The organism is Bradyrhizobium sp. C9, from assembly GCF_002532045.1.
Taxonomy (GTDB): domain Bacteria; phylum Pseudomonadota; class Alphaproteobacteria; order Rhizobiales; family Xanthobacteraceae; genus Bradyrhizobium.
Genome location: NZ_NWTG01000017.1, coordinates 17,645 through 39,972, shown reverse-complemented (window position 1 = coordinate 39,972; position 22,328 = coordinate 17,645). Strand labels below are relative to the sequence as shown.

The following is a 22,328-nucleotide window of genomic DNA, read 5'->3' as shown; positions in this document are numbered from 1 at the left end:
CGCGCCGCTAACCTCGGGGGCCAGCCACAGCCTCAACTTGCGATGGTGGCCATGCCCAAGGGAGGGCACCCCGGGCATATCGAGGGTCTGCATTCTTTGTGCCAGGCAATGGCCGGCAGTTCGCACCATGTTTGTGTTGGCCTTGTCTGCTTTCCGACTTGTGCACGTCTTAATGTTTGCACCTAGGGCCTATCCAGAACGACTTCATGTCGATCGTTGTCGGCCGCGCAATCATCGACAGCGCAAGCGAACGTCTTGCTGCCAGTTCCGACACGGATGAAAAGCCCCTAGTGTCCCGAGTCACAAGTTCGCAATCATAGATTCGCAGTAGATTCGCGTCGCTGTGCCAAGGATGGAGGCAAACGGCGACGGAGTCTCCAATGGCTGCCCAGCAACTTGCCCCCCTGATATTGAGCGATGATGAGCGGGCCGAACTGACGTCGCTGACGATGCGGCGGAAGACGGCGCAGGCGCTGGCTCTGAGAGCCCGGATCGTGCTGGCCTGTGCGGAAGGTGGTCAGAACACGGAAGTGGCGGCCAAGCTTGGGCTGGACCGACAGACCGTAGGCAAATGGCGGCGGCGTTTTATGGAGCAGCGTGTGGCCGGGCTGCACGACGAGCCGCGTTCCGGCGCGCCGCGCACGATTGACGACGCCCGCATCGAAGCCGTGATCGTGAGGACGTTGGAGAGTTGCCCTGAGAACGCCACTCATTGGAGCTCCCGCGACATGGCGAAGACCTGCGGCCTATCGGTGTCGACGGTACAACGCATCTGGCGGGCCTTCGGGCTCCAGCCGTACCGGATGGAGACGTTCAAGCTCTCGACCGATCCGAACTTTGTGGCCAAGGTGCGCGATGTCGTGGGCCTCTACGTCTCACCGCCGGAGCACGCCATCGTTCTGTGTGTGGATGAGAACTCCCCAATCCTGGCGCTGGACCGCAGCCAGCCGATGTTGCCGATGCGTCCCGGCCAGGCCGCCCGAAGGAGCCACGACTACAAAAGGCTTGGCACCACATCGCTGTTCGCTGCCCTCGATATTGCGACCGGACGGGTCATTGGCAAGTGCTACGGGCGCCACCGCACCGCCGAGTTCCGCAAGTTCCTCGACGAGATCGAGGCTGCCGTACCGCGCGACCTCGACGTTCATCTCGTCATGGACAATTACGTCACGCACAAGACCCCAATGATCCGGCGATGGTTGGCCAAACGGCCGCGTTGGCACGTGCACCTGACCCCGACCAGTTCGTCATGGCTCAACCAAGTCGAGCGCTTCTTCGCGCTCCTCACCGATAAGAAGATCAGGCGCGGCGTCTATCGCAGCGTAGCCGCCCTCAGGGCGGACATCGCCACGTTTAGGAACGACACGACGCCGATCCCAAACCGTTCCGATGGACCAAATCCGCCGATGACATCCTTGCTTCCATCGAGCGCTTCTGCCGCTACAATGCCCCGCCAAAACACGACGCGATGTTGCGAACTTCTGGTTCAGGACACTAGCTTACCGTCATCGCCGTTGTTTGAGTCGGCGCTGTTGCAGCAAGGTTGATGCTCAAGGCCGGCCGCGCTTTTGCACGCATGCGACCAAGGCTTCCAAGGCGGCGACATGGCGCTCCTGGAGCCTGAGGGCGGCATCGGCCAGCTGTGCTTGGCACTCTACAGCCGCGACGATGCGGCGCCGCTCTTCAGGGCGAAGCGCTTCGACGTCGCGCGTTCGGACCTCTGCACGCGCAATGGCGCGTATCAGCCTGCCGTCCATCTCCTCGCCTTCGCTATTCATGATTGGAGGCCCGCGCTTCCACGCCATCGCGTCGGTTCTCGAGCGGAGGATGGGCCTCGAGTCGCTCAGCGCCGATCCGTGCTGCTCAACAATTTCGTGAGCATCTGCCTGATGGACTGACTCACAAACGGCCTTACCAGCCACCCGAAGACACCTACCGAAAAGACACGAACCGCAACACGCCGAGCACACCCCAAACAGCCATTTTGATTGTGGGCCTCTCTGCGTTGAGCTGGTTCAATATGCCTACGTTGGTCCAGTATCGGTAAAGAAGGACCGCGAGGCTCCTACCAGAAATGGCGGGCATCCCAAATCAACGCGCTCGCTCAGCATGCTGCTGGCCCCACAAATGTCTTGCGCCTTAGTCAAATACTGAGCTTGGTTATTGATCGAGAGGATAGAGGATCGACACATGGCGGTCGTCCCCGATGAACCATCGGGGAGTCAATTCGTATGACGAACGTCCTGCTGGGTGCAGTAGCCCTGATCGCACAGACCGCTCCTGCCTCTTCCGCAGATCTGCCCGCGCGGCCTTACGCGAAAGCCCCTCCAATAGTCATTCCGATCTTTGATTGGACCGGCTTCTAGATCGGCATCAATGGCGGCGGCGGCTCCGCGCATCAGTGCTGGGAGGTGACCAGCGCCGCCGGCTTGGTCTTCGCTCCACCCCGTAGCATGGGTTGCCACAATGCGACCGGAGGCACGTCCGGCGGCCAAATCGGCTACCGCTGGCATATGGCCAACTCAGTTTTGGCCTGGAGGCGCAGGGCAACTGGGCCAATTTCAAGGGCTCCAACACCAATCTCGCCTTCGTCGGCGTCCAGGATGAAACCAAGGTCGATGCCTTCGGCCTGTTCACGGGCCGGGTTAGCTACGCCTGGAATAACGTGTTGCTCTACGTGAAAGGTGGCGCTGCGGTCGTCCGCGACAAATACCAGGTCTTCGATTTCGCGACGGGATTGAACATCGATAACGGCAGCGAGACCTGGTGGGGCGGCGCCGTAGGCACGGGCCTTGAATTTGACTTCGCTCCGAATTGGTCAATTGGCTTTGAGCACGATCACTTGTTCATGGGTCATCGGGATGTTGACTTCTTCTTTTCAACCGGATGCGTGGGCGGTCCGCCTGGCGCTCTTGGAGGGACCGCGCGTATTGGTCAGGACGTTGATATCGGTTTGGTCCGCGTGAACTACCGCTGGGGTGGCGCGCCGGCTGCGAGATATTGAGTCGCCAGGACGAACGAGTCGTGACCGGCTGAACCGCCGTGTTTCTCGAAGGTAATGACTCAGCGAACTCCTTCCACGCGCAGGTGGATGAGCGCGTCATGCGCATGCTGCCGCACGACCTACCTCCGGGGAGCCGTTGAGGCTAGTCAGAGGCATGTTTCCTGATCGCGTGCGGCCGCGCTGCGTTGACGGCATGCATGTCCGATGGCTTCGAATTTGCAGGATCATCGGTACGAGCCGACCTCATGGCGACGGCTACTCCCGATGCACAGCAAGATGGGTGGTTGGATAGTGACGGTCGCCATCTTTAAGGATGATAGCGATGAGGACAAAGAGCTCAGGCACGCAACGTACGTGGTTGCCGTCAACGATCCAGCAGAAGCCGTGAAGCTGAGCCTGAAAGACTGCGGCGCCAAGGCCGGAATACTAAACTGCCAGATCGAGGAAAAACAGTTGCAAAGGCCAGGCTTGCAGCCCGGCAAGCTGATCGCCATACACGATGACGAGATCGATCCAATCACCGCGCGGGCCCGGCGTCACTAAGCGCTGCAGGTCCGATCTCGTTCAGTCGCGTCCCGGTTGATGACGCGCATGTCCGGAAGTCGCCATCGAAGTGCGAGTAGCTATTCGAGGTCGCGCTTAAGGCGCAGCGTTCTGCATCTGTTTAAGCGGAGAGGCGGTGCGATCGTTTGACACGCTGGTTGCTGAGACATGTATGGCTCGGCTGCTCATATGTTCACGCACCCCCCATGAGACAGCAAAGCCTCTTCATGCGCAAACTCGCGCGGGTGGCCCTCCAGCCGCCCGCGCACTTTTTCGTCGCCGGCCCGCGGAGATTATTCCATCATGCGTGAAAAGGCTTTGGACTATGCCATAGAGGCGTTTAAGAAATAGTCTCAAGAGAAGATCGCAACCAGCATCGCGCTTACAAAGCTTGAGGCAAGCAAGCCGACACCTAGGCTACCGCCAGAACGATAACGCAGGCGAGACCGGGCATCGGGCACAGCAGCTTCTTGTCTGTGTCGGCGGCCGAGGTCACCGGCATCAGCCGCGCTGACGTCGCCTCGCTTTCGGCGAAAACATAGACCGGTATCGCAAAACGATGATGCGCCAGACGGAAGCCGTTGTTGATCGCCCTCACCTGCACGGCGATGAAGTTGCCATCGATCGTGCCCCGCCAGACGGGTTCGCCCGGCCCCATCTCGACACGAGGTTGTGCGGATTGCCGGGCGGCCCGTCGCGGCCGATGAAGAGCACCGCAATGGCGTCGTGTTCACGCGGGATAGGATGCGCGTGCAAGGCTGTGGATCGACGCCTTCGTGATGTTGAAAACCGTCTTCGCGGCGAGCGACCCTGAAGGAAATATCGCCCTCGAGCGTCATGAGAAGTGACTCCAGATGAGCCTTGTCCGATTTGCGATCTTTCCGGTGTCCGGTCATTGGCGTTCTGTCAAACCTGGTTGTTCGCGGACGGCGCGGACGATCTTCTCTGCAACTGTCCTGGTCATCCAATTTGACCAATCATCAAACCTGCCGTAACGCGCTACGTCAACGTCCTAATTCACCGCCGCATCGGCGCGCTGTTCGCATACGGCAGCCCGCCAATCCCAGCAACGATCGCACCAGCCGCGCTGGGTTTATGGCAGCATATCCGATGGCCCCGAAATTGCTGGCTCATCGTGGATCGGCGGCTCACAGACGATGGCTTCCGGAGCGCAGCAAGATGGACGGTTGGTTGGTGACGGTCGCCATCTCCAAGGAAGATAGCGACGATGACGAAGAAGTCAGGCACGTAACTTACGCCGTTGCGGTCGCGGATCCGGCTGAAGCCGTGAAGCTGATTATTAGCGACAGCGGCGTCAAAGCTGCAATGCTGAACTGCCCTCTCGAAGCTGGGATGTTGCAAAGTCTCGGCTTGGAGCCCGGCGAGCTCATAGTCATATACGATGACGCGATCGATCCAATCATCACGAGATCCCAGCGCCACTAAGGACGGGCACGTCTGATTTCGTTCAGCCGCGTTCGGTTCATGACACTGTGGTCCGAAAGCCGCCACAAGGGTTCGGATGGTCAGCCTGTACAAGGTGTGAAAGCGCTCCGTTTGCTTGTCTGCGACACCTGACAATCTGGCACGTGGATTGCTGAGCCGTGTACGGCTTGGTCGCTTATGATTGACCCTCTTGAGGGCCAAGCCACTCGCATCGCAACTCGTGCGGGCGGTCAGTCAGCAGCTGCCCGCACGCCTTTTATGTGCCGTGCACCGTTCCGCGTGTCTTGCATTTTGACTGGCACGCGAGTTGCTGAGAGGCTTATCGGCTTGGCTACTCATAACTTCGCGCGCCCCCTGAGATGGCCAAGCCTCTTTGTTAGCGCAACTCGCGCGGATGGCTCTTCCAGCTGCCCGCGCGTTTTTTGCATAATGTCGCGGAGGTCATGCCATGACCCGTGAAGAGGCATTGGAGAACGCCATTGAGGCCCTCACACAGTGGTCTCACGGAAAGGTCGCAACGAGCGTCGTGCTTGCCGCGATTGCAAAACTCGAAGTGACTAGGCCTCCGCCCAGACGGCCTCCAAAGCGGAAGGGCACTTCGAGGCCGCCCGCTCACGATCGCTAACGAGGCTGTTGCAATAGACAGGCTCAAATTCATGCCTGCCTTCGAAGCAGTTATTCGCTCTGCCGATCCCGAGAAGCTCGCCGCACTTCGCGTGGCCATCGGCGAGCGCGGGGCCCCGAAGAGTTTACAGTGACGAGCACAGAACTCATCCGCAAACACCCGCTTACGCCCTTTAGGTTGCTTAAGATCATCTCCGACGCGGCACATCAGGAAAGACGCTCATGAGCATCACCCCAGCTTCGCGAGGCCATAGCATTCTCATCGCAGAGGCAACTGTGTCTGTCGTTATTGCGGCTTGCGCATCATGGCGGCGGCTGTATGTGCGGACCGACAGAGAAGGCGTGGGTGATCGGGCCAGAACGGCAAAGAGATCGGCCAAGAACGAAGGGCCAGCGCAATGGCCAGCTCCAACAATCCTCGATAGCTTGATGCGCTTAACGGAATTACCCAGTAACGATTTCGAGGTCAGCCGACATGTCACCGCTCATCATCATTGTCGCTTCGACGCACCTCAGCATTTTAGCCACCATCCACATCGCCGCTCGGCCGTCAGAGACCTTAGATGAGTGTCGGAGGATTGGAGAGTCGGCGATCAAGGCCGCGACTTTGAAGCCCGGTTATTCTGCGTCCTATGTCTGCCACGACACTACCCGAAAACGGGGTTCATCGCGCGTATTAGGTGTCGTTGCCTACTTGCAGCAAGAGGATAGCAAAATAACAATCCTTGAAGGTTACATGGCGACGATGTCAGACTGCAATGTTGCCGGTATGGCAGCAGCCGCGAGCAAAGCTATTCCCGGCGCCAAGTCTCGCGCCTGGTCTTGCTACGACCTTGGCAGCTTTGGACGGTGATCCAACGGCGCTGGTACCATACACGGCTACGGCAAGGCACTACATATCACCACGCATCACGATATATAATCCGAGGCTTGGAAACCAGCCTTGTTACTGGCCGGCGATGCCGCGCCTGAAGTCGAAAACGGGCCTGCGCGATATGTACAGGCCCGTTTTTCTTGATCAGCTTCCGGCTATTCAGCCGCCTGCGCGAGCGCCTCAGCACGACAGGCGCGCGCTGTAGATTCGCCCCCCGATCTTGACGCTGTATCCACCACCTTCGACAGCGTAGCAACCCGCGTCATCACCAGCTGCATTCCGCCAATCGCAGCTGTCAGGCACCAGGCGGAATCCGATGTCAGCCAGGAAGTCTTCCGCCTCCTTCAACGTTTCGAAAGTCCGGCTGTCTGCTGTCTCGGCCAGCTTCAGGCGCGCGCTGTCCTCGAATAGGCGATCATAGATCCTATCGAGTCATTCAGGCTCGTACGGCAGCTCATCGAGTAGCAGCAGTGCTTTCCTGCTTAGCTCGCGCCAGTCCGCAGCAGGCGCGTCGAACATGCACCGCCGGGCAGAGAGGGAGAGGCTTATTTGCCGATCTTCGAACGGCTAGAATCTGAGCTTGAGATTCTGAAGAAGAAAGAGGCCATACTAGAGCGGGGTTCGTATTCGAGCTGCATGTGTTATGCAGGAGCTTCACACTAAGGAATAGGCTCGCACCTATCCGCCGCTATGTCGCGACTGACGCCCCGAACTGGCCGCGTTCTCTGCGGCAGCACGTTGTTCGGCCTCACCGGCAATATTGGCGTCGAAACGTCAGCTCATTTGACTGCAACCTACCTCGTCTGGATTGGCGGCATGGTGCTATTTGGCATCGGCGCCCTCCTCGCTCATCCGGATTTCGACGGCGAGCGGTCGATGCAATAAGATTAAGGCGACGTGCGGGTGACGCGGTAGAAAATTGACAGCGATATACAATGGTCGACTATCGGGAAATCTCCCAAGAATATGCACAAGGCGCTATCAAAGCCTGCATTCTCATAAACGCTGGCGCTGCTGCTGCTCTCCTGACGCAGTCAGCAAAACTAATTGAGATGAACAAGCCCGCAATCACAGCCGGCGCCAGGTGCTCGACGCTTCTTTAGGCGCTAGGGACAGTCGCCGCTGTTAGCACGTGGGTTCTGGCCTTCATTTCCACAAGATACGTTGACAAGAGCGAACGGGAGAACGCTCTACAGTCACGCCATATTCGAACATCAGATCTGTATATGCGGGCCGGGCTCATCGCGATTGTGAGCTCGTTGGTTTTGTTCGTAGTTGGGTGCGTCACCCTGGCCGCCAACCTGCACAGCTAGGCAGCCAGCCGCCGACCCAGCCCGCGCGCCGAGCCGCCTCGACAGCTCATTGGGGTTCTTTTACAGGAATCATACGGAAGCTCCCCTCCATACTTCACGCAGGTCGGGATTTTGTCATCCCTCCTGCGGTTAGAGATAGCGCCGTCCACATGTATTTTAAGTGGGCGGCGTTACTCTCATCCGGGTACCGACATCATCTGGCTGCGCGGCGCTGGCTATGAACGTTGCGCCTCCTCCACCTCCAAAAGGCAAACGTGGAGTGTCATCGGGCGCATGTTTCCGTCCAAGAGGACGCGCACCCTTGTCCTGGTCGTACCAAGACCGACGACGAGGCCGCGCCGCCATTTTAACTTTGAACCTGTCGAGTACGCCACTATCACGCGAGACCCAACGGTCATTGCATCATTGGGCCGCGAAAACTGGATCGGTTCAACGGGGCGGTCGGCTTTGGGAAATCTCTCCGCTATACGGAGCTGGCGACCCTCCCCGCTCTCTGGCACCGGGGGGGCGGTCGTTCTCTTAGCGGATTTAAACCATTTCGTTGGCAGACCCAGCGCGTAACCGCGACGTCTGAGATCCTGACAGTTTTTGTTCAGTTCCGCCGCGATGACTTCCTCTGGAGTTTGCTTCCTTACCAAATGCCAGAAGATCTCATCCTGCTCGCGCGTCCAACCGTCTGAGGTTTCGCTCATCACCAAATAATCAGCTCGTTGAAAAATCGGCTGCGACGATGCCCGCGAACCTGGCGATTCTACGTTCGCGGGCGATTTCGACAAAGACGAAAGAGAGCGGCGCCTATAGGGTTTAGCCGAGATCATCCGTTCCGCGCCAGTAGCCCCACACAGCCGAAGCGCAGCGCGAATCCTAAGATCACACCCAGTCATTGCACTATTGGCGAATGAAGGCGCCACCGATGCCGATGGTTTCGGCATTGAAATTAACGAGCCCACCGAAGCTCTTCAGCCGTTTGAATTCCTGGTTTTCGGCGGTCAAGGACAGGGCGACATAACCAGTGCTATCGTCCAGACCGGTTAGAACCGCTACCGTGGTTGGGCCAGTGCTGTTCTTGAAGTGGTAGTGGCCGGTTGCAGGATAGTTGTGGCCATTATAGCTGATCGAAGCAGCAGTAATCTGGCCGTTTGAATCGTTAGCCTGTGAAATTACAAGCTTCGCTCCGATGTTGTCGTTCACATACGTCCCCTGAAGTCTGGACATGATTCTGCTCCATTACGAGTGACGATATCGCGCAATGAGTCTGCGAGAGGCACTATCGGCAAATGCGAACTGCGGCGCACCTACCAGGATGGGGGGGCTACTAAGCTATGAAGATTTAGCGGCATCGCTGTGGCGACATGGGCCGACCCAATCTGGCCTTTTTACAAACTGGAGAAAGAAAATGTCGAGCCGATCACCTATGGATGGCCGTCGCAATTTCTTTCATCGAGTCCTTACTGAGATACTCAGCGTAACGCGTTCTATTGTCATTCGCCAGATCACGTTCCAGCCCGCTAGCCCCGTCCATGCCCCGACTTGGGCCGACGACATCAAAACCAAGGAGTACGGCTATACGCGGGACGCGGTCACCAGCCCAACGGCCGGCCAGAATATCTGGCTATTCGGACCACAAGCGACATGTCTACTGGCATTTTAAGGACATCGGCTTCACACCCGACGGTCCCCCTGCCCGTCGAGGTTCCGGTCGACTTGTCACTTAGCTAAACTGATGATCGCTGCCCCTCCCAGCATTGCTCTGGTGCCTTCGAGGATCTGCGCTCTTACGACCTCCTCTGGATCGTTCATCTCGTCGGCGATGCCCATCAAGCCTCTGCACGTCGCCCGCTACAGGCAGCAGATCCTCGATGGAGATGCGGGCGGCAATACGGAATCCCTGATACCGGCGAATGGATCCAGCATGTCTCGCCTACTGGGACACGATCTTCGGCGGTTACTTCTCGTCCTATGGCGCCATCTTCGACGCCCACGACAAAGGCGTGCCGATGGTGCCTGTGTCGACTACTATACCGCATTCCAGAGCGACCAGTTTGGCCAGTGTCGAGCAAGCGGGGGATGTTGCCTATCCCGCAACACCGCGCAGTTAGGTGCTTACACCGAAGCGGCACCGCATTTTCTACATGATGAAAACTATCTGACAGGTTCCAAATATTAGCCGCCTACAAGATCTGGCAGGGGCCTAGCTTAGCCAGCGTATGTATATTGCGGAACCTCTGTCCCGCATTTTGCGCGGGGACACGCGGCAGGTAACGGAGGTCACAGATGGCATACAAGAAACTCATCAATCAAAGCGGCGGCCCGGCACTTACGGTGTTGCTCATCACGCGCGTTGGCTCAGAGCCGAACCAGTCCGGACAGATCGTCGCAACGGCGCTACCGGTGGGTGGCAAGCAGACGATTGAGTACGGCAGTGCGCAGAATCCCTTCCTCAATGGGCTCGTGATTTTCTCATCTTCCGGTGGCGCGTTTTCGAACGGGTCGCAGATCGTGACGACTCGGGGCAGCAGCTGGGATACTGTAGTGAACACGCACGATACCCTTACCTTTAGCGGAGCGGGTGGGCTGAACGTGGTGGGCTCGAACATATAACCCGCCACGGCACCCGCGGTGGCGGTCTTGGCCGCTCCTGGATGGCAAGCCGATCCTGGCAGCGTCGCCGCCCTGCTCGGATGAGTGCAGCCGATGGACGGAGAGGCAACTCTTGTGCCTTCCGCGCGCGTGCAGCGGTGATCACGCGTGCCGGGGTGTTGGATGACTTCGGCGGAGACGAACCATGATGCCTTCACTTTGGTTGTCCAGCAGGACTCCAGGTGCTCTGAAGAACGGCCCATGAGTTCATGAAAGGACCGCGCGGGATCATCATGGAATGACGGTATAGCATATGAGTACCAATCTTATATTGCACGAGCCGCCCAACGCGCTGCGGCTGATCACACAGGCGTATACGAGCCTTCTCATTATCGGCTTCGCCCTGCTGCCCACTCAGTTCATCGCTTACCTCTATTTCCAGCAAGATCCCGCGCTGAAGTTTGAAGACCACCTCTTCCACGAATTCGCCATCGCCGTCGCCACCCTCGAGGGGCTGTTCGTCACATATGTGACGTGGCGTTGCTATCGGTCTTCAGGCGAGCCTCTGTTGCGGTGGTTGACCCTTGGCTTTCTGGCCTTCGTGCTGATCTACACGCTACACGGCGCCTTCACCGGGATGGCACATCGCAACATTTGGCTGTTTCTACTCTATGGGCCAGCGTCGCGTCTGGCGATGTCGATTTTGCTCTTCGTCGGGCTACTCAGCTACAACCGGCCGTCAGACGGGCTTGAGAAGCGCTCAAACACGCGCGCATGGCTGATGTGGATTGGCCTGTTCCTTACGATGGACCTAGCTGTCGGACTGGTCGCCTATTCACCCTATGCTGGGCACCCGGTAGTCCGCCTGTCCATGGAGGGCGGCGCATTGCTATTCAGTGCGCTGAACGTCGCGGCCTTGCTCATGCGACGGATTCACTCACCGCTCATGCTTGTTTTTGGCGTTTCTGTCGCATGGTTTGCGCTATCGTCGCTCGCATTCATTTTGGCCGCGCCGTGGAATCATATGTGGTGGCTGGCCCACGCGATCTTTGCTGGCGGCTTTTTTTTGCTCAGCTATGGCGTCGTCCAGGCTTTCCGAACAACGCGATCGTTCGCGACCATCTATAGCCAGGAAGAAATGACCGCCCGCCTGGCCAAATCGATGGCCGACACTCAAAAGGCACTCCAGCAAGTGCAATTGAGTAATCAAAGGCTGGAACGGCTCGCCGCCACCGACCCACTAACCGGTGCCGGGAATCGGCGCCACTTCATCGAGCATATTGGCGCGGAGATCGCACGGGCCAAGCGGACCGGAGCTCCGTTGTCTCTACTGTCGCTCGATCTAGACCATTTCAAGGATATCAACGACTCGCGTGGTCACAGCGTCGGCGATGAGGTCCTGCGCGTATTCGTGCGAAAGTGTCTGGAGGCAATCCGGCCTTACGACTCTGTCGCGCGCGTGGGCGGTGAAGAATTCATGGTACTGTTGCCGGGAGCGACGCTCGACGCGGCTTGCGCGGTCGCCGAGCGCCTTCGGTCGGCCATCGAACGCACTGCATTCGACGTCGGAGCCGAACCGTCGGTCGGCGTCACCATCAGTGTTGGAGTGTCGGAGTTCGGGCGCGATGGAGACACGCTCGACGGGTTCTTGAACGTCGCCGACCAGCGACTCTATCGTGCAAAATTTGAAGGTCGCAACCGCGTGGTTGTCGCCTAGGTTATCCTTCATCGCTCACTTCGCCTCTGGTGCTCTGGGCCCGACGCCCGTTCTCGCTATCATTCTCGGAGTCAAAGCCGCAACTCTACTAACAATTATTCGGTCATGGTCCATCCATTGCAACATTTGCAGGCAGGTTCGCACCACAATAGGCTGCGGCCACTAGCCGTCGGACGCTATCATGTCGTTGCTTGCTACAACGGCGCTACTTGACATCCGTCGTTATGTCGATCGCTCAACTGCCGGCCGCCTCACCTCGCCAAGGCGACCGCCGCTTGGCGCGCGCCGCGATTACCTCACCAATCCGCTCGCCAGGCACTTGGCAGAAGCTCCGGATCAGGGGGCACTACCGGCATGAGCCTAGTCGCGCCGATTGCTATCGTACGTGAACTAGCGCCCCCTTGGCGCTCGCGCTTTAGAGTGTTCAACGTCTTGAAGCGGCACATTCAGGATATACCCCGTTACTTCGGCCGCGCTAACGATGTGCGAACTTGCAGGTCGCTCGAACCGAACTTTTGCGGGGAATAACTATCGCGACCCGGCGGCTTATTGCAGCTTGGCGCAAGATCTGGCTCTCAGTCAACTATCATGCTGCGGGCAAGAACCTCACTGGGCCAATCTGCGTTACGACGGTTCGACTGAGATGAGACTTTCAACTCCACGATTGCGCATATTGCACTTCGATTGGCGCAGTTCTGCGACGAGGGACTTCATTGCTCTCTTCGGCGGCGCCACTCTCGCTTCACTCTTAGCGCATCTCTATGGGCTTGGCCCTCGTTTGGCGCAGCTGGGACAGCGCTATGTGGATTCGGTACTCGACGACATCATATTCATCGTGTTCGTTGCATTCCTCCTGAGCATTGGGCTCACAATCTTTAGTTATCGGCGCTACCGAGAACTCGCCGGCGGAACTGAAGCACGAACCATTAAAGGGGACCTCCGCGATTTGGCGCGACACGATCCTCTGACTGGCTTGCCAAACGGCCGCCTGTTTGATGAGAAACTTGATCTGTGCGTTGGCCTCGCCACCGACACGCATCAAGTCGCCGTTCTGATGCTCGGCATCGACGGCTTAAAGCGGATCAAGGATACGCACGGCCGTGCAGCGGTGGACAAGGCAATCTGCGAATTTGCCACAAGGCTTGCCGACATCTTGCGCAAGGACGGCCTCTTGGCGAGGATCGGAGGCGACGAATTCGGGATCGTCCTGCCCAACATTAGCTCCCACGAAGATCCCGCCAATTTGGCGCGCCGTATCGTGGCGTCTGCCGCCGACAGTTTCGCGATTGAGACTGGCTCAGCCGAGCTCAGTCTTGGAATTGGCATCGCCATCGCTCCGATTGATGGCGTCACTCCCCACGAATTGGTCAGGCGCGCAGAACGCGCGCTTTATCGCGCGCAAGGCGACGGCAGGTCGCGTGTCCGCTTTTTCGAACCGGACATGGACATGCGTGTCGAGCGTCGCATCAATATTGAGCGTGAGCTTCGGAGCGCTATCGCATCGGACATTATCGCGCTCTACTACCAGCCGGTGGTTTCACTCGTAAGTAATCGCATCGTAGGGTTCGAGGCGTTAGCGCGCTGGGAAAACAGAACATTAGGGCATATCCCGCCTGACGTGTTTATTCCGATTGCAGAAGAAACGGGCCTCATCAACGCTCTTGGAGATCAGCTTTTTCGCCGCGCGTGTTTTGATGCCACTGCGTGGCCGGAGGCGTTCTCGCTTGCCTTCAACATTTCGCCTGTTCAATTGCGGGATTCCGCGCTTGGAGAGCGCATTATATCGATCCTTGAGCAAACCGGCTTTAGTCCGCGCCGCCTGGAGATTGAAATTACGGAGAGCGCGTTCGTAGAAAGAAACGGCGCTGCGACGACCGTGATTGATGACCTTCGTCAAGCCGGCGTCCGCATTGCGCTCGATGATTTCGGAACAGGTTATGCTACGCTTAGCCAGCTGCTTTCGTTTCGTCTTGACAAGATCAAGATCGATCGCAGCTTCGTGTCGCATCTCGACGAGAGCACCGACAGCCGGGTGATCGTTCGTGCTATACTCGGCCTTGCCAAAGAGTTTGGTTTGACGACCACGGCCGAGGGAATCGAAGACGAACGCCAGCTCGCCTATCTAGCGTCCAACGGTTGCACAGAAGGACAAGGCTACCTGTTCAGTGGTCCTGTTCCAGCCGCCGGTATCCCCGTACTGCTTGACCGAGAAGCCTGCGACGGACCTGTTCCTGACAACGGAGCAAGACGCCTAGATGCGTGAGCCGATGTGCTAAGTTCAAACGTGCTCGGCAGGCGCTTAGAAGCGTCTAGATTGCCGCGATACATTAGACGCATCATCCCGCCTTCTTGCTCAGGGCGGGCGCGTTCACTTGGACCGGGCGCAGACTCTTAAGAGGCCACATTGGCTCGATCACTGGCAGCGGCCTGTCGTGCATCACCGTTTTTTCCTGTCCAACGTAACGCACAGTTGCATCCGCGAACGGCCCTATGCGCTCAGGGTGCGCGAGCGGCCAAGCGCCTGATCTTGGACCACCTCTCTTCGCTGTGGCGCGTGCAGATACACGATGGGCCGAAATTACGGTCGATCAGATATCCGAAGTCTGGATATCGTCTCGAAACCGTCACCAAATTCCCTAATACCTCTCCGACTGAAGCGGCGGAGCTGACCTTTCTGGTCTCCTAACGGATCCTGGTTGCGCCAACGAGTGCCGGAAGCACAAGATCCAAAGGACACTTCCACGAGCATCCGCTTGTCCCGCCAGGTGCAGCCCTTCTGATCAGACCATCTATCATCAGCGGCATCTCCGCCGCATTCCTCAACACCAACCCGAGGCTTCCAAAACGACACTTAGCCGATTTGCGACCTTGCATTAGAACATCAACTGACCGTCCGATTCCTGACATGCAGTCGGTTTGGTACACTTCCTTGAGAAATACCCTTTACTGATCAAGCCGTCGCAGTTGGCACAGGGCTTGAACAGAGAGGTCCATCCACCGCAGCCGCCTACGAAGCGGCGGCTACAATAATGCTATTTCGGCTACGGCCTTTTGGCGCAATGACACGAGCTACCACATGGAGTCGATCTCAATAGCACGTCACAAAAATTGCCCTCAATGCGGCTCTGCATTGGTCCACCTCGAGTGGCATGAACGCATCGGTGAGGGGGAAGTCCAAAATCTTTGGCGCTGCTGGAACTGCCGGAACGAGTTTATAACCGTTGTCACTTCTGACGATACGGATCCTCCTGCCGCTGAGATCACGAAGGTATTCTTTACCAGCCTGTTAGTCTGATCATGATGCGTGAGCTGCCAACACATGCATTCGAGCGACACCGGACTTGGCAATCCAAAGCAGGGCGGAGGGTCGATTAGGGGAGAACGATTCGACCGTAGGCTCGGTATATGCTTGTCCCGGATGGGGAATACGCTGCGCGACCTTCCCATCATAAATGCAGTTGGAATGTTCTTATGAGGCTCGTACGTGCAATCGTCGGTTTGGCCCTGTTGGTAGTTGGATTGTACGTTATTATCGGCGAGCACTTCGCTGGAACATCGGCAGATGCTACACTCAATGCTCGACTCTACATCGTTCGGGCCCCGATCGAAGGAAAAGTAACGCTTGCCGTAAAGAGCATCGGCGCGCGCATTAGTCCCGGCGAGCTTATAGCAGAATTGAACGACCAACGCTTCGATACCGCGAGGCTTCTCGAGCTTGATCGCGATCGCACGAACCAGCAGATCGAGCTCAACCGTCTCGTTGGCCAACGAGAGGCCTTGTCCGCATCCCGGTCTCGCTTCGATGTTCAAGCAACTGATTACCAGCGCGGCAGGGTTCGGCAGATTGAGGCTCGAATTGCCGAAACGAAAGCAGCTCAAGACGCTGCAGCCGCGCGCCTCCGTCAAGCGGACGCAGAATTCAAGCGGGCAAATGAGTTAAACACGCGTGGTGTACAGACGGCGGCGAATTTGGATCGCGCTCGCGCAACTTACGACGTCGCGCAGCAAGAACTGGAGAGTGCGCAGCAGCGAGTAAACTATTTAGAGACGGAACTTACGTCCGCTCGCGACGGCGTCTTCATCGGGGAGTCCTATAACGACGCTCCCTCTTCGGCCCAACGTATCCGAGAGCTCGAGCAGCGGCTGGCCGAGCTGAATGTCGACAAGGAGCAGGTGAAGGCACGTATTGTACAGCTCGACGGGCAAATCGATGCCGAGCGTCTTCGTGTCAATAGTTTGAGCTTCGCTACTCTTAATGCCAGCGTCGTTGGCCTAGTCTGGGACATACTAATAGACGATGGCCAATACGCGCGGCGCGGCCAGGATCTCGTCAAGATCGTCGACTGCAGTACACTGATCGTCACTGCGGGCGTCAGCGAATCTCTCTACGACGGTCTCTCGGTGGGCACGGCCGTGCAATTTCGGTTGTTTCGCGATGACCGTGTTTTCAATGGAACCATAACCCGCCTTGGCGGATCCGGTGCGGCCTCGCTCTACACCAATCTTGCTGTGGGTCCAAGTGCACAACATCTCCAGCGCTTTGATGTCACCGTGACTGTTCCAGACCTTGCAGGAGAGGCAGATCTCGGCTGCGCGATTGGACGTACTGGACGCGTTATCTTCACAGCCGGCCCAATCGCACAATTCCGTCGCTTTATCACGCGGTACGGACTCTGATGCTACTGCTGTCGCCACTCGTTGCTGCCTTCGCAGGCGCCGCCTTCATAATTGGGCTTCGCCTTACCGTCTTTCCGTTGCTTAATCCGATCAAGTGGTATTGGCGCGCTCTTCTCCTGGGGACGGCTACCGTACTGTCTTGGCGTTATATGGCTTGGCGCTTCACCGAAACACTGGCACCGCTCGACTGGACTGCGGACGCGCTATTCAGTTGGGGATTCGCCATGCTCGAAGCTCTGACGATGCTTTCGTCCACCATCGCGTTTTTCATACTGTCGCGGGTGAAGGAGCGGTCGGCAGAAGCAGACCAGTACTCCGAATGGTGGCAGCCTGGAGAAGCCCCTCGCGTCGATGTTTTCATCACGACGTACAACGAGCCGTCGGAAGTACTCGAGCGCACGATCATTGGCGCGACAGAAATCCGCTATCCACGGCTTCGGATTTTTATCCTCGACGACGGCGCCAGGAATTGGGTGCGGCAACTTTGCGAACTGCACGAAGTCGGATATCTCGCACGCTCGGATAAGGAGCACGCTAAAGCGGGGAACATCAACCATGCCCTTCGCGCGCGCGCCCTCGATCCAGTCCCCCCGGCCTTTGTCGCTGTACTTGACGCAGATTTCGTCCCCCACGCGGACTTCATCGGGCGAGCGCTAGCATTATTTCACGAGCCAAGCGTCGCGCTCGTGCAAACCCCGCAGCACTTCTTCAATCCTGATCCGATCCAACATAACCTGGGAATAAGCACCGCATATCCGGATGAACAACGTCATTTCTTTGACAACGTCGAACCAGCGCGGGACGCTTGGGGGATTGCCATTTGCTGCGGGACATCATCCGTAATGCGGGTCCAGGCCGTCGAGCAGATTGGCTGGATTCCAACACAGAGCGTAACCGAGGACTTCCTGCTCACCCTTAAGCTTGCGGAAAACGGCTGGCAAACTGTGTACCTCAACGAGCCGTTGACGGAAGGTTTGGCTCCCGAAGGATTGAAAGAGTATATTACTCAGCGTGGACGGTGGTGCCTCGGTCTGATGCAGATTGTCCGCAACTCATACAGTCCATTCGGCATGCGCAGCCTTGGTCTGATGCAGCGAATCGGTATCCTCGATTCATTGCTCTACTGGCTCAGCACCTTTCCCTTCAGGCTTGCCAGCCTGATTTGTCCACTGTTGTACTGGTGGTTCGGCATCACTATCGTGAACGCGTCGCTGGTGGAATTTATCAGTTATTATGTACCCTATTACCTAATGGTTCTGGTGTCCCTGAACTGGCTTTCAAAAGGGTTGTTTGTCCCGCTTCTCAACGATACGGCTCAACTGATCGCGGCCTGGCACATCAGCCAGGCAGCTGCTCTCGGGCTTCTGACCAGCGGATCACATAAATTCTCGGTGACGGCCAAAGGCGGCGACCGCACCAAGGTCGTCGTGCAATGGGTGTTGATGCGACCGTTTCTACTCCTGCTTGCCCTGACGATCGGCGGCCTGGTCGTGCCGTTGAACTCCGATCTTGTGTTCAATACGTCCGCAACAGCGGGCGACGGCACGGCTATCGTGATGTTCTGGACCGTTTACAACATTCTGGTGCTGTTCGTGGCAGTCGTGGTGTGCATCGAACGACCGCGATACGATCGACCTCAGCGCCAGATTCCAGAACCCATCACGTTGGTGATCCAAGGTGAGAAGCACCGCGGATGGCTTCTCAATCTGGGCCGAGGGGGCGCTCGAATTAGCGGTCCATCCGGACTTTCCGCCGGAGCAGTAGGGAAGATCGACTTGCCCTGGATTAGCGGAGTAGACGCGCATGTTGCTGCGACTACTCGTGATGGCTATCGAATCAAGTTCTCTCCAACTCCTGAGCAGCGAGCGAAAATTATTAAGAAGCTTCACACAGAATCTGCGATGCCAGGCGCTGATCGAGGGAACATCTTGCAAATGATCCGCGAGTTGGCGCGAGCTCTAACGAGTTGAGGAGCGCGAGATGCCGAAAAGACCGGGCCTACTCTCCCTGGTGTTCTGTGGAGGCGCCTTGCTCATATTAGTGCCCGCGGTGGTGACCGCGACGATCTACACGGCTTTACTACAGCAACGGGGAGAGCAGCTACAGTTCGACGCGTTAAGAATTCGCGGCGAAATGAGTTCTGCGCTGCTGGCCCGCCGGCTCTATGGAGTTTGGATGGATGTAGCTCGGTCCGCTGAGCTCATTGACTTAACAGATCTTAAGAATGCGCGAGAACACATCGACTTCTTGAGCCGCCTTGATCGACGCTACACTTGGCTCGGCGTCGCGGATCTCGAAGGGACCATTCTGGCTGCTAAAGACGGCATGCTCGAAGGAGTAAGCGTTACACAGCGACCTTGGTTTAGGCGGGGCCTTGTCTCGCCGGCCGCTATCGATGTGCATGCCGCTCAACTACTGGCCACCCAGTTGCCTGCATCTCGTGAGCCCTATCGCTTTATCGACCTGGCAGCGCCCTTGCGCCACGCCGGCTCCGTTGCCGGGGTCATCGGCGCTCACCTTGACTGGAAATGGGTCGCAGAAGGCATGGACTCGTTACAGGTGCCCGGCATTGACGTGCTGCTGCTTTCGGGTGATCGAACCGTCCTGTTCGGTCCGCCGGATCTTATCAACAAGCCGCTCAACATCGGCTCCGCGCTTGCGGCCAGTCGCGTCACGACTGCGTCTCTACGAGAACGTTGGCCTGACGGCAGGGACTACTTCACAGTAACTGTTCCGACGGTCGGCTTCGCAAACCTTCCAAGCTTCGGTTGGTCTCTTCTGGTTCGGCAGAGTGCCGACGAGGCGCTTGCGTCCACCCGTAATTTAATCCGATCATTCTGGAGTAGTTTCGGTGTTTGTGCCATTGCCACACTAGCACTACTCTTTTGTGCGGCGCAATGGCTGAGGACGCCGCTCCGCCGGCTCTCGAATACAGCGGAGGCCCTCTTGCACGATCCATCCGCCCGCCCGCCATATTCGGAGACGCGCTTTAACGAAGCGGCGAGGCTCAGTGACGCGCTAGCTCGTATCCAGTCGAAGCTGATGGGGCACTCTGGTCGCAATTGAATCCAAGCACCGGCTGGAGATGACTAACTGAACGATGATCACACCGGGCATGAACTTGCGCGGAAGTGTCCTGTCTGGTCAGCGCCGAAACATCTGAGACAAATTGAGGTTGCCGAGGGAGGATATCTGGTTCGTCGCAGCCACCGGGAGCGAAGATGCAAGAGAAGTCTCCAGGGCGGCAGAACAAATGCTGAGGGATATTCCGCATCAGATCCGCTGGCAATTCGGCGGGAAGAACGGGTCTGCCGGTTCCGGCGGAGGGCTGGTACGTCCCGGTAGCGCTTCACGCTCGATAAGCAACACCGCCCCCTCTACGTCCTGGATGGTGAGGCACGGCGCGTCTGGTAGCACAGCATGGCCGCGGTATTCGATCACATTCCGAACGATGACGTATTCCTATCTGATTCTCTTGTCGAGCAATGGCAAGGACGACAGGTTCTTTCGGGGCCGTTTACTCAAAACCCAGATCTGCTTAACCCGAGAAAGGGAAGAAGACCACGCAGGTTCGCGCTCGAGATCACTGTAGTGCGCATCGCGGATCAACCGTTAGCAAACAGCGAGGCCGTCGGTCGCGGTAGGGACACGGATTTCTCCGTGCCCCCCGCCCAGATCCGTACGTGCGGAACTACCGCATACGGCTCCTGCCTTGGGTCATGACGTATACCTTGGGTTGGGATGCGGATGACATGCGCGGACTTTCGGGATGTATCGCCCAATGAATCGTCGGAACCTTTCCCAGGTCATGCGAGAGCGCTGGCTGCGTCGACGAAGCGAGCGCAGCCAGGCCCGGCAGACCTCGGCGCGGAACATGCCGAGCCGCTTCAGGTTCCCCGGGATCGCGTGGTAGTTCAGGTATCCCTACATCACGCGACGGAGCCAAACGCCGGTCTCACCGATAGGCGCATGGCGGCGTTTCATCAGGTCGTGTCGTATCGCACTCAGCGTCGCCCGCAAGCGAGAGGCGATGGTCACGCGCCGGATTGTGAAGTGCGGGTTTATCCGGGTCACCGCGCGGATGTGCGTGAACCCGAGGAAGTCGAACGTTTCCGGGCGGCGTTGCCCCCGGCGTGCGCGGCGCTCGGCCGCGTACCGTCCAAATTCCAATACCCGCGTCTTCTCCTCATTCAGCGACATACCGAACTTCGCCATCCGCTCACGCAGTGCGTCGAGAAAGTGCAGGGCCTCGGACTTTGTTTCGAAGCCCATGACACTGTCGTCCGCATAGCGGACGACGATGACATCCCCTCTTGCCGACTTACTTCGCCACTGATGAATCCAGAGGTCGAAGACGTAGTGCAAGTAAATGTTAGCAAGAAGCGGTGAGATCACTGCTCCTTGCGGAGTACCTACTCGTGCTACGGACTTCAATCCACCTTCGACAACGCCAGCGGTTAACCACTTGCGTATCAGTCGTAAGAGCCGGCGGTCTGCGATCCTGTGCTCGAGGAACTGCATCATCCACCCGTGATCGATCGCATCGAAGAACGACCGGATGTCAGCGTCGAGCACCCAGTTCACTCTTTTCTGATGAATGCCGATCCACAGTGCGTCCAGCGCTTGGTGCTGGTTCCGCCCCTCCCGGAATCCATAGGAAAAGCCGAGAAAGTCCACCTCGTAAATCGCATTCAAGACCATCGTCACCGCGTGCTGGACGATCTTATCTTCCAACGCTGCGATTCCGAGCGGTCTCAGTTTGCCATTTGTCTTGGGGATATACACTCGGCGAGACGGGAGTGCCCGATAGCGGCCTGACTGGACCGCGTCCCAAAGCACTTCGATTCGCTCCTCGAGTCCTTCCTCGTAGTCGCGCCATGTCACTCCGTCGACGCCGGGTGCAGCGGAATGCTTCAGTCGCCTGAAGCTTTCCGTTAGCAGTTCGCGCGTCACATGGTGCATCAGCGCTGTGAGCCGTGTCTTCCTATTCCGTCTTGCCAGTTCACGTATAGCATCCAACCTCGTCGACGCGCTGATCCGGCTCTGTGTCCGGGGCACGGGAGGATGTTTGCTATTGCCCTTGGCTGCCCGCCTTCCCTCCGGACCTTCCGCGAGCATCGGTGTGGACCCGTCGCTCTTGTTCAGATCGTTCATTGGTACTGTGCAGACATCCGACTTCTCGTCGACGGTGGTGCTGGGCTTACGGCATTCAGCCTTCCCCAGCCTGCCCGAAGGTTGTTCCCCCTCGGGCGACGACGAGATCTCCCAGTTCCTGTGCGAAGGATTTCCCCGCATGCTCAGGGTCTCCGACCGCGTGGAGCCGTCGGGCGGCTTGCGATAGACGCCGTCCAACGTGTTGCCTTCCGCATTGCATAACTGCGTCGGCGCTCCAGACTTTCGATTTCGCGGCTCAATGGCTGGCCTGCGGTTTCCCCTGTCAACGCTTCGAAGACGCCCTCACGGACGCCTCCGCATCACTCGGGGTCAGGGTGGGTCGCTACTCCTTTCCTGTATCGAACTTTCATCGACTATCCTTCGCCAGTTTCACTG

Annotated in this window: 14 protein-coding genes and 2 pseudogenes; 13 read left to right on the top strand and 3 right to left on the bottom strand. The window is 57.9% G+C overall.

The features are described 5' to 3' along the window. Positions 1–380: 380 nt before the first annotated feature. From CO675_RS27505 to CO675_RS27490, 4 genes and pseudogenes are all read left to right on the top strand, one after another. A pseudogene (locus CO675_RS27505) lies at positions 381–1,498 on the top strand (IS630 family transposase). Positions 1,499–1,604: 106 nt separating this feature from the next. Next, positions 1,605–1,898 carry a hypothetical protein gene (locus CO675_RS27500; protein WP_240537222.1) on the top strand — a complete coding sequence of 98 codons (294 nt, stop codon included), beginning with the start codon at positions 1,605–1,607 and terminating at the stop codon, positions 1,896–1,898. 333 nt (positions 1,899–2,231) lie between these two features. After that, positions 2,232–3,004: pseudogene (locus CO675_RS27495) on the top strand (outer membrane protein). 264 nt (positions 3,005–3,268) lie between these two features. Continuing rightward, on the top strand, positions 3,269–3,547 hold the full coding sequence (locus tag CO675_RS27490; protein WP_097674973.1) for a hypothetical protein: 279 nt from the start codon (positions 3,269–3,271) through the stop codon (positions 3,545–3,547). A 412-nt stretch (positions 3,548–3,959) separates the two neighbouring features. Here the strand turns inward: CO675_RS27490 and CO675_RS27485 are convergent, their stop codons facing one another. Further along, a complete protein-coding gene (locus CO675_RS27485) occupies positions 3,960–4,205 on the bottom strand; it encodes a hypothetical protein (protein WP_502693413.1) in 246 nt (81 codons plus the stop codon). A 521-nt stretch (positions 4,206–4,726) separates the two neighbouring features. On the opposite strand from CO675_RS27485, the gene CO675_RS27480 reads away from it, so the two are divergent. From CO675_RS27480 to CO675_RS40685, 3 genes are all read left to right on the top strand, one after another. Beyond that, the gene (locus tag CO675_RS27480; protein WP_245452939.1) at positions 4,727–4,993 is read left to right on the top strand and encodes a hypothetical protein; all 267 of its coding nucleotides are present in this window, start codon (positions 4,727–4,729) and stop codon (positions 4,991–4,993) included. 1,099 nt (positions 4,994–6,092) lie between these two features. Then, complete coding sequence (locus CO675_RS40165; protein ID WP_143279146.1) at positions 6,093–6,470, top strand: hypothetical protein; 378 nt, start codon at positions 6,093–6,095, stop codon at positions 6,468–6,470. A 759-nt stretch (positions 6,471–7,229) separates the two neighbouring features. After that, positions 7,230–7,376, top strand: coding sequence for a hypothetical protein (locus CO675_RS40685; RefSeq protein WP_158231313.1), 147 nt, complete (start codon positions 7,230–7,232; stop codon positions 7,374–7,376). Positions 7,377–8,692: 1,316 nt separating this feature from the next. Here the strand turns inward: CO675_RS40685 and CO675_RS27470 are convergent. Next, complete coding sequence (locus CO675_RS27470) at positions 8,693–9,019, bottom strand: hypothetical protein (protein WP_097674970.1); 327 nt, start codon at positions 9,017–9,019, stop codon at positions 8,693–8,695. Between the two features lie 1,059 nt (positions 9,020–10,078). On the opposite strand from CO675_RS27470, the gene CO675_RS27465 reads away from it, so the two are divergent. The 6 genes from CO675_RS27465 (at position 10,079) to CO675_RS27440 (ending at position 19,844) form a co-directional block, all read left to right on the top strand. Next, positions 10,079–10,405: a hypothetical protein gene (locus CO675_RS27465; protein ID WP_097674969.1), complete on the top strand. Its 327-nt coding sequence runs from the start codon at positions 10,079–10,081 to the stop codon at positions 10,403–10,405. Between the two features lie 292 nt (positions 10,406–10,697). Beyond that, positions 10,698–12,101 carry a GGDEF domain-containing protein gene (locus CO675_RS41805; RefSeq protein WP_097674968.1) on the top strand — a complete coding sequence of 468 codons (1,404 nt, stop codon included), beginning with the start codon at positions 10,698–10,700 and terminating at the stop codon, positions 12,099–12,101. A gap of 802 nt (positions 12,102–12,903) precedes the next feature. Continuing rightward, positions 12,904–14,364: a putative bifunctional diguanylate cyclase/phosphodiesterase gene (locus tag CO675_RS27455; RefSeq protein WP_245452938.1), complete on the top strand. Its 1,461-nt coding sequence runs from the start codon at positions 12,904–12,906 to the stop codon at positions 14,362–14,364. A gap of 1,208 nt (positions 14,365–15,572) precedes the next feature. Further along, positions 15,573–16,778: an HlyD family secretion protein gene (locus CO675_RS27450; RefSeq protein WP_158231312.1), complete on the top strand. Its 1,206-nt coding sequence runs from the start codon at positions 15,573–15,575 to the stop codon at positions 16,776–16,778. Beyond that, positions 16,778–18,748 (top strand): glycosyltransferase, encoded by a 1,971-nt coding sequence (locus CO675_RS27445; protein WP_097674965.1) that lies wholly within the window; start codon positions 16,778–16,780, stop codon positions 18,746–18,748. The genes CO675_RS27450 and CO675_RS27445 overlap by 1 nt, the downstream gene beginning before the upstream one ends. A 10-nt stretch (positions 18,749–18,758) precedes the next feature. Next, entirely contained in the window at positions 18,759–19,844 is a 1,086-nt protein-coding gene (locus CO675_RS27440; RefSeq protein WP_097674964.1) for a cache domain-containing protein, read from the top strand. Between the two features lie 858 nt (positions 19,845–20,702). Here the strand turns inward: CO675_RS27440 and ltrA are convergent. Beyond that, complete coding sequence (gene ltrA, locus CO675_RS27435) at positions 20,703–22,130, bottom strand: group II intron reverse transcriptase/maturase (RefSeq protein WP_245452937.1); 1,428 nt, start codon at positions 22,128–22,130, stop codon at positions 20,703–20,705. Between the last annotated feature and the right edge of the window lie 198 nt (positions 22,131–22,328).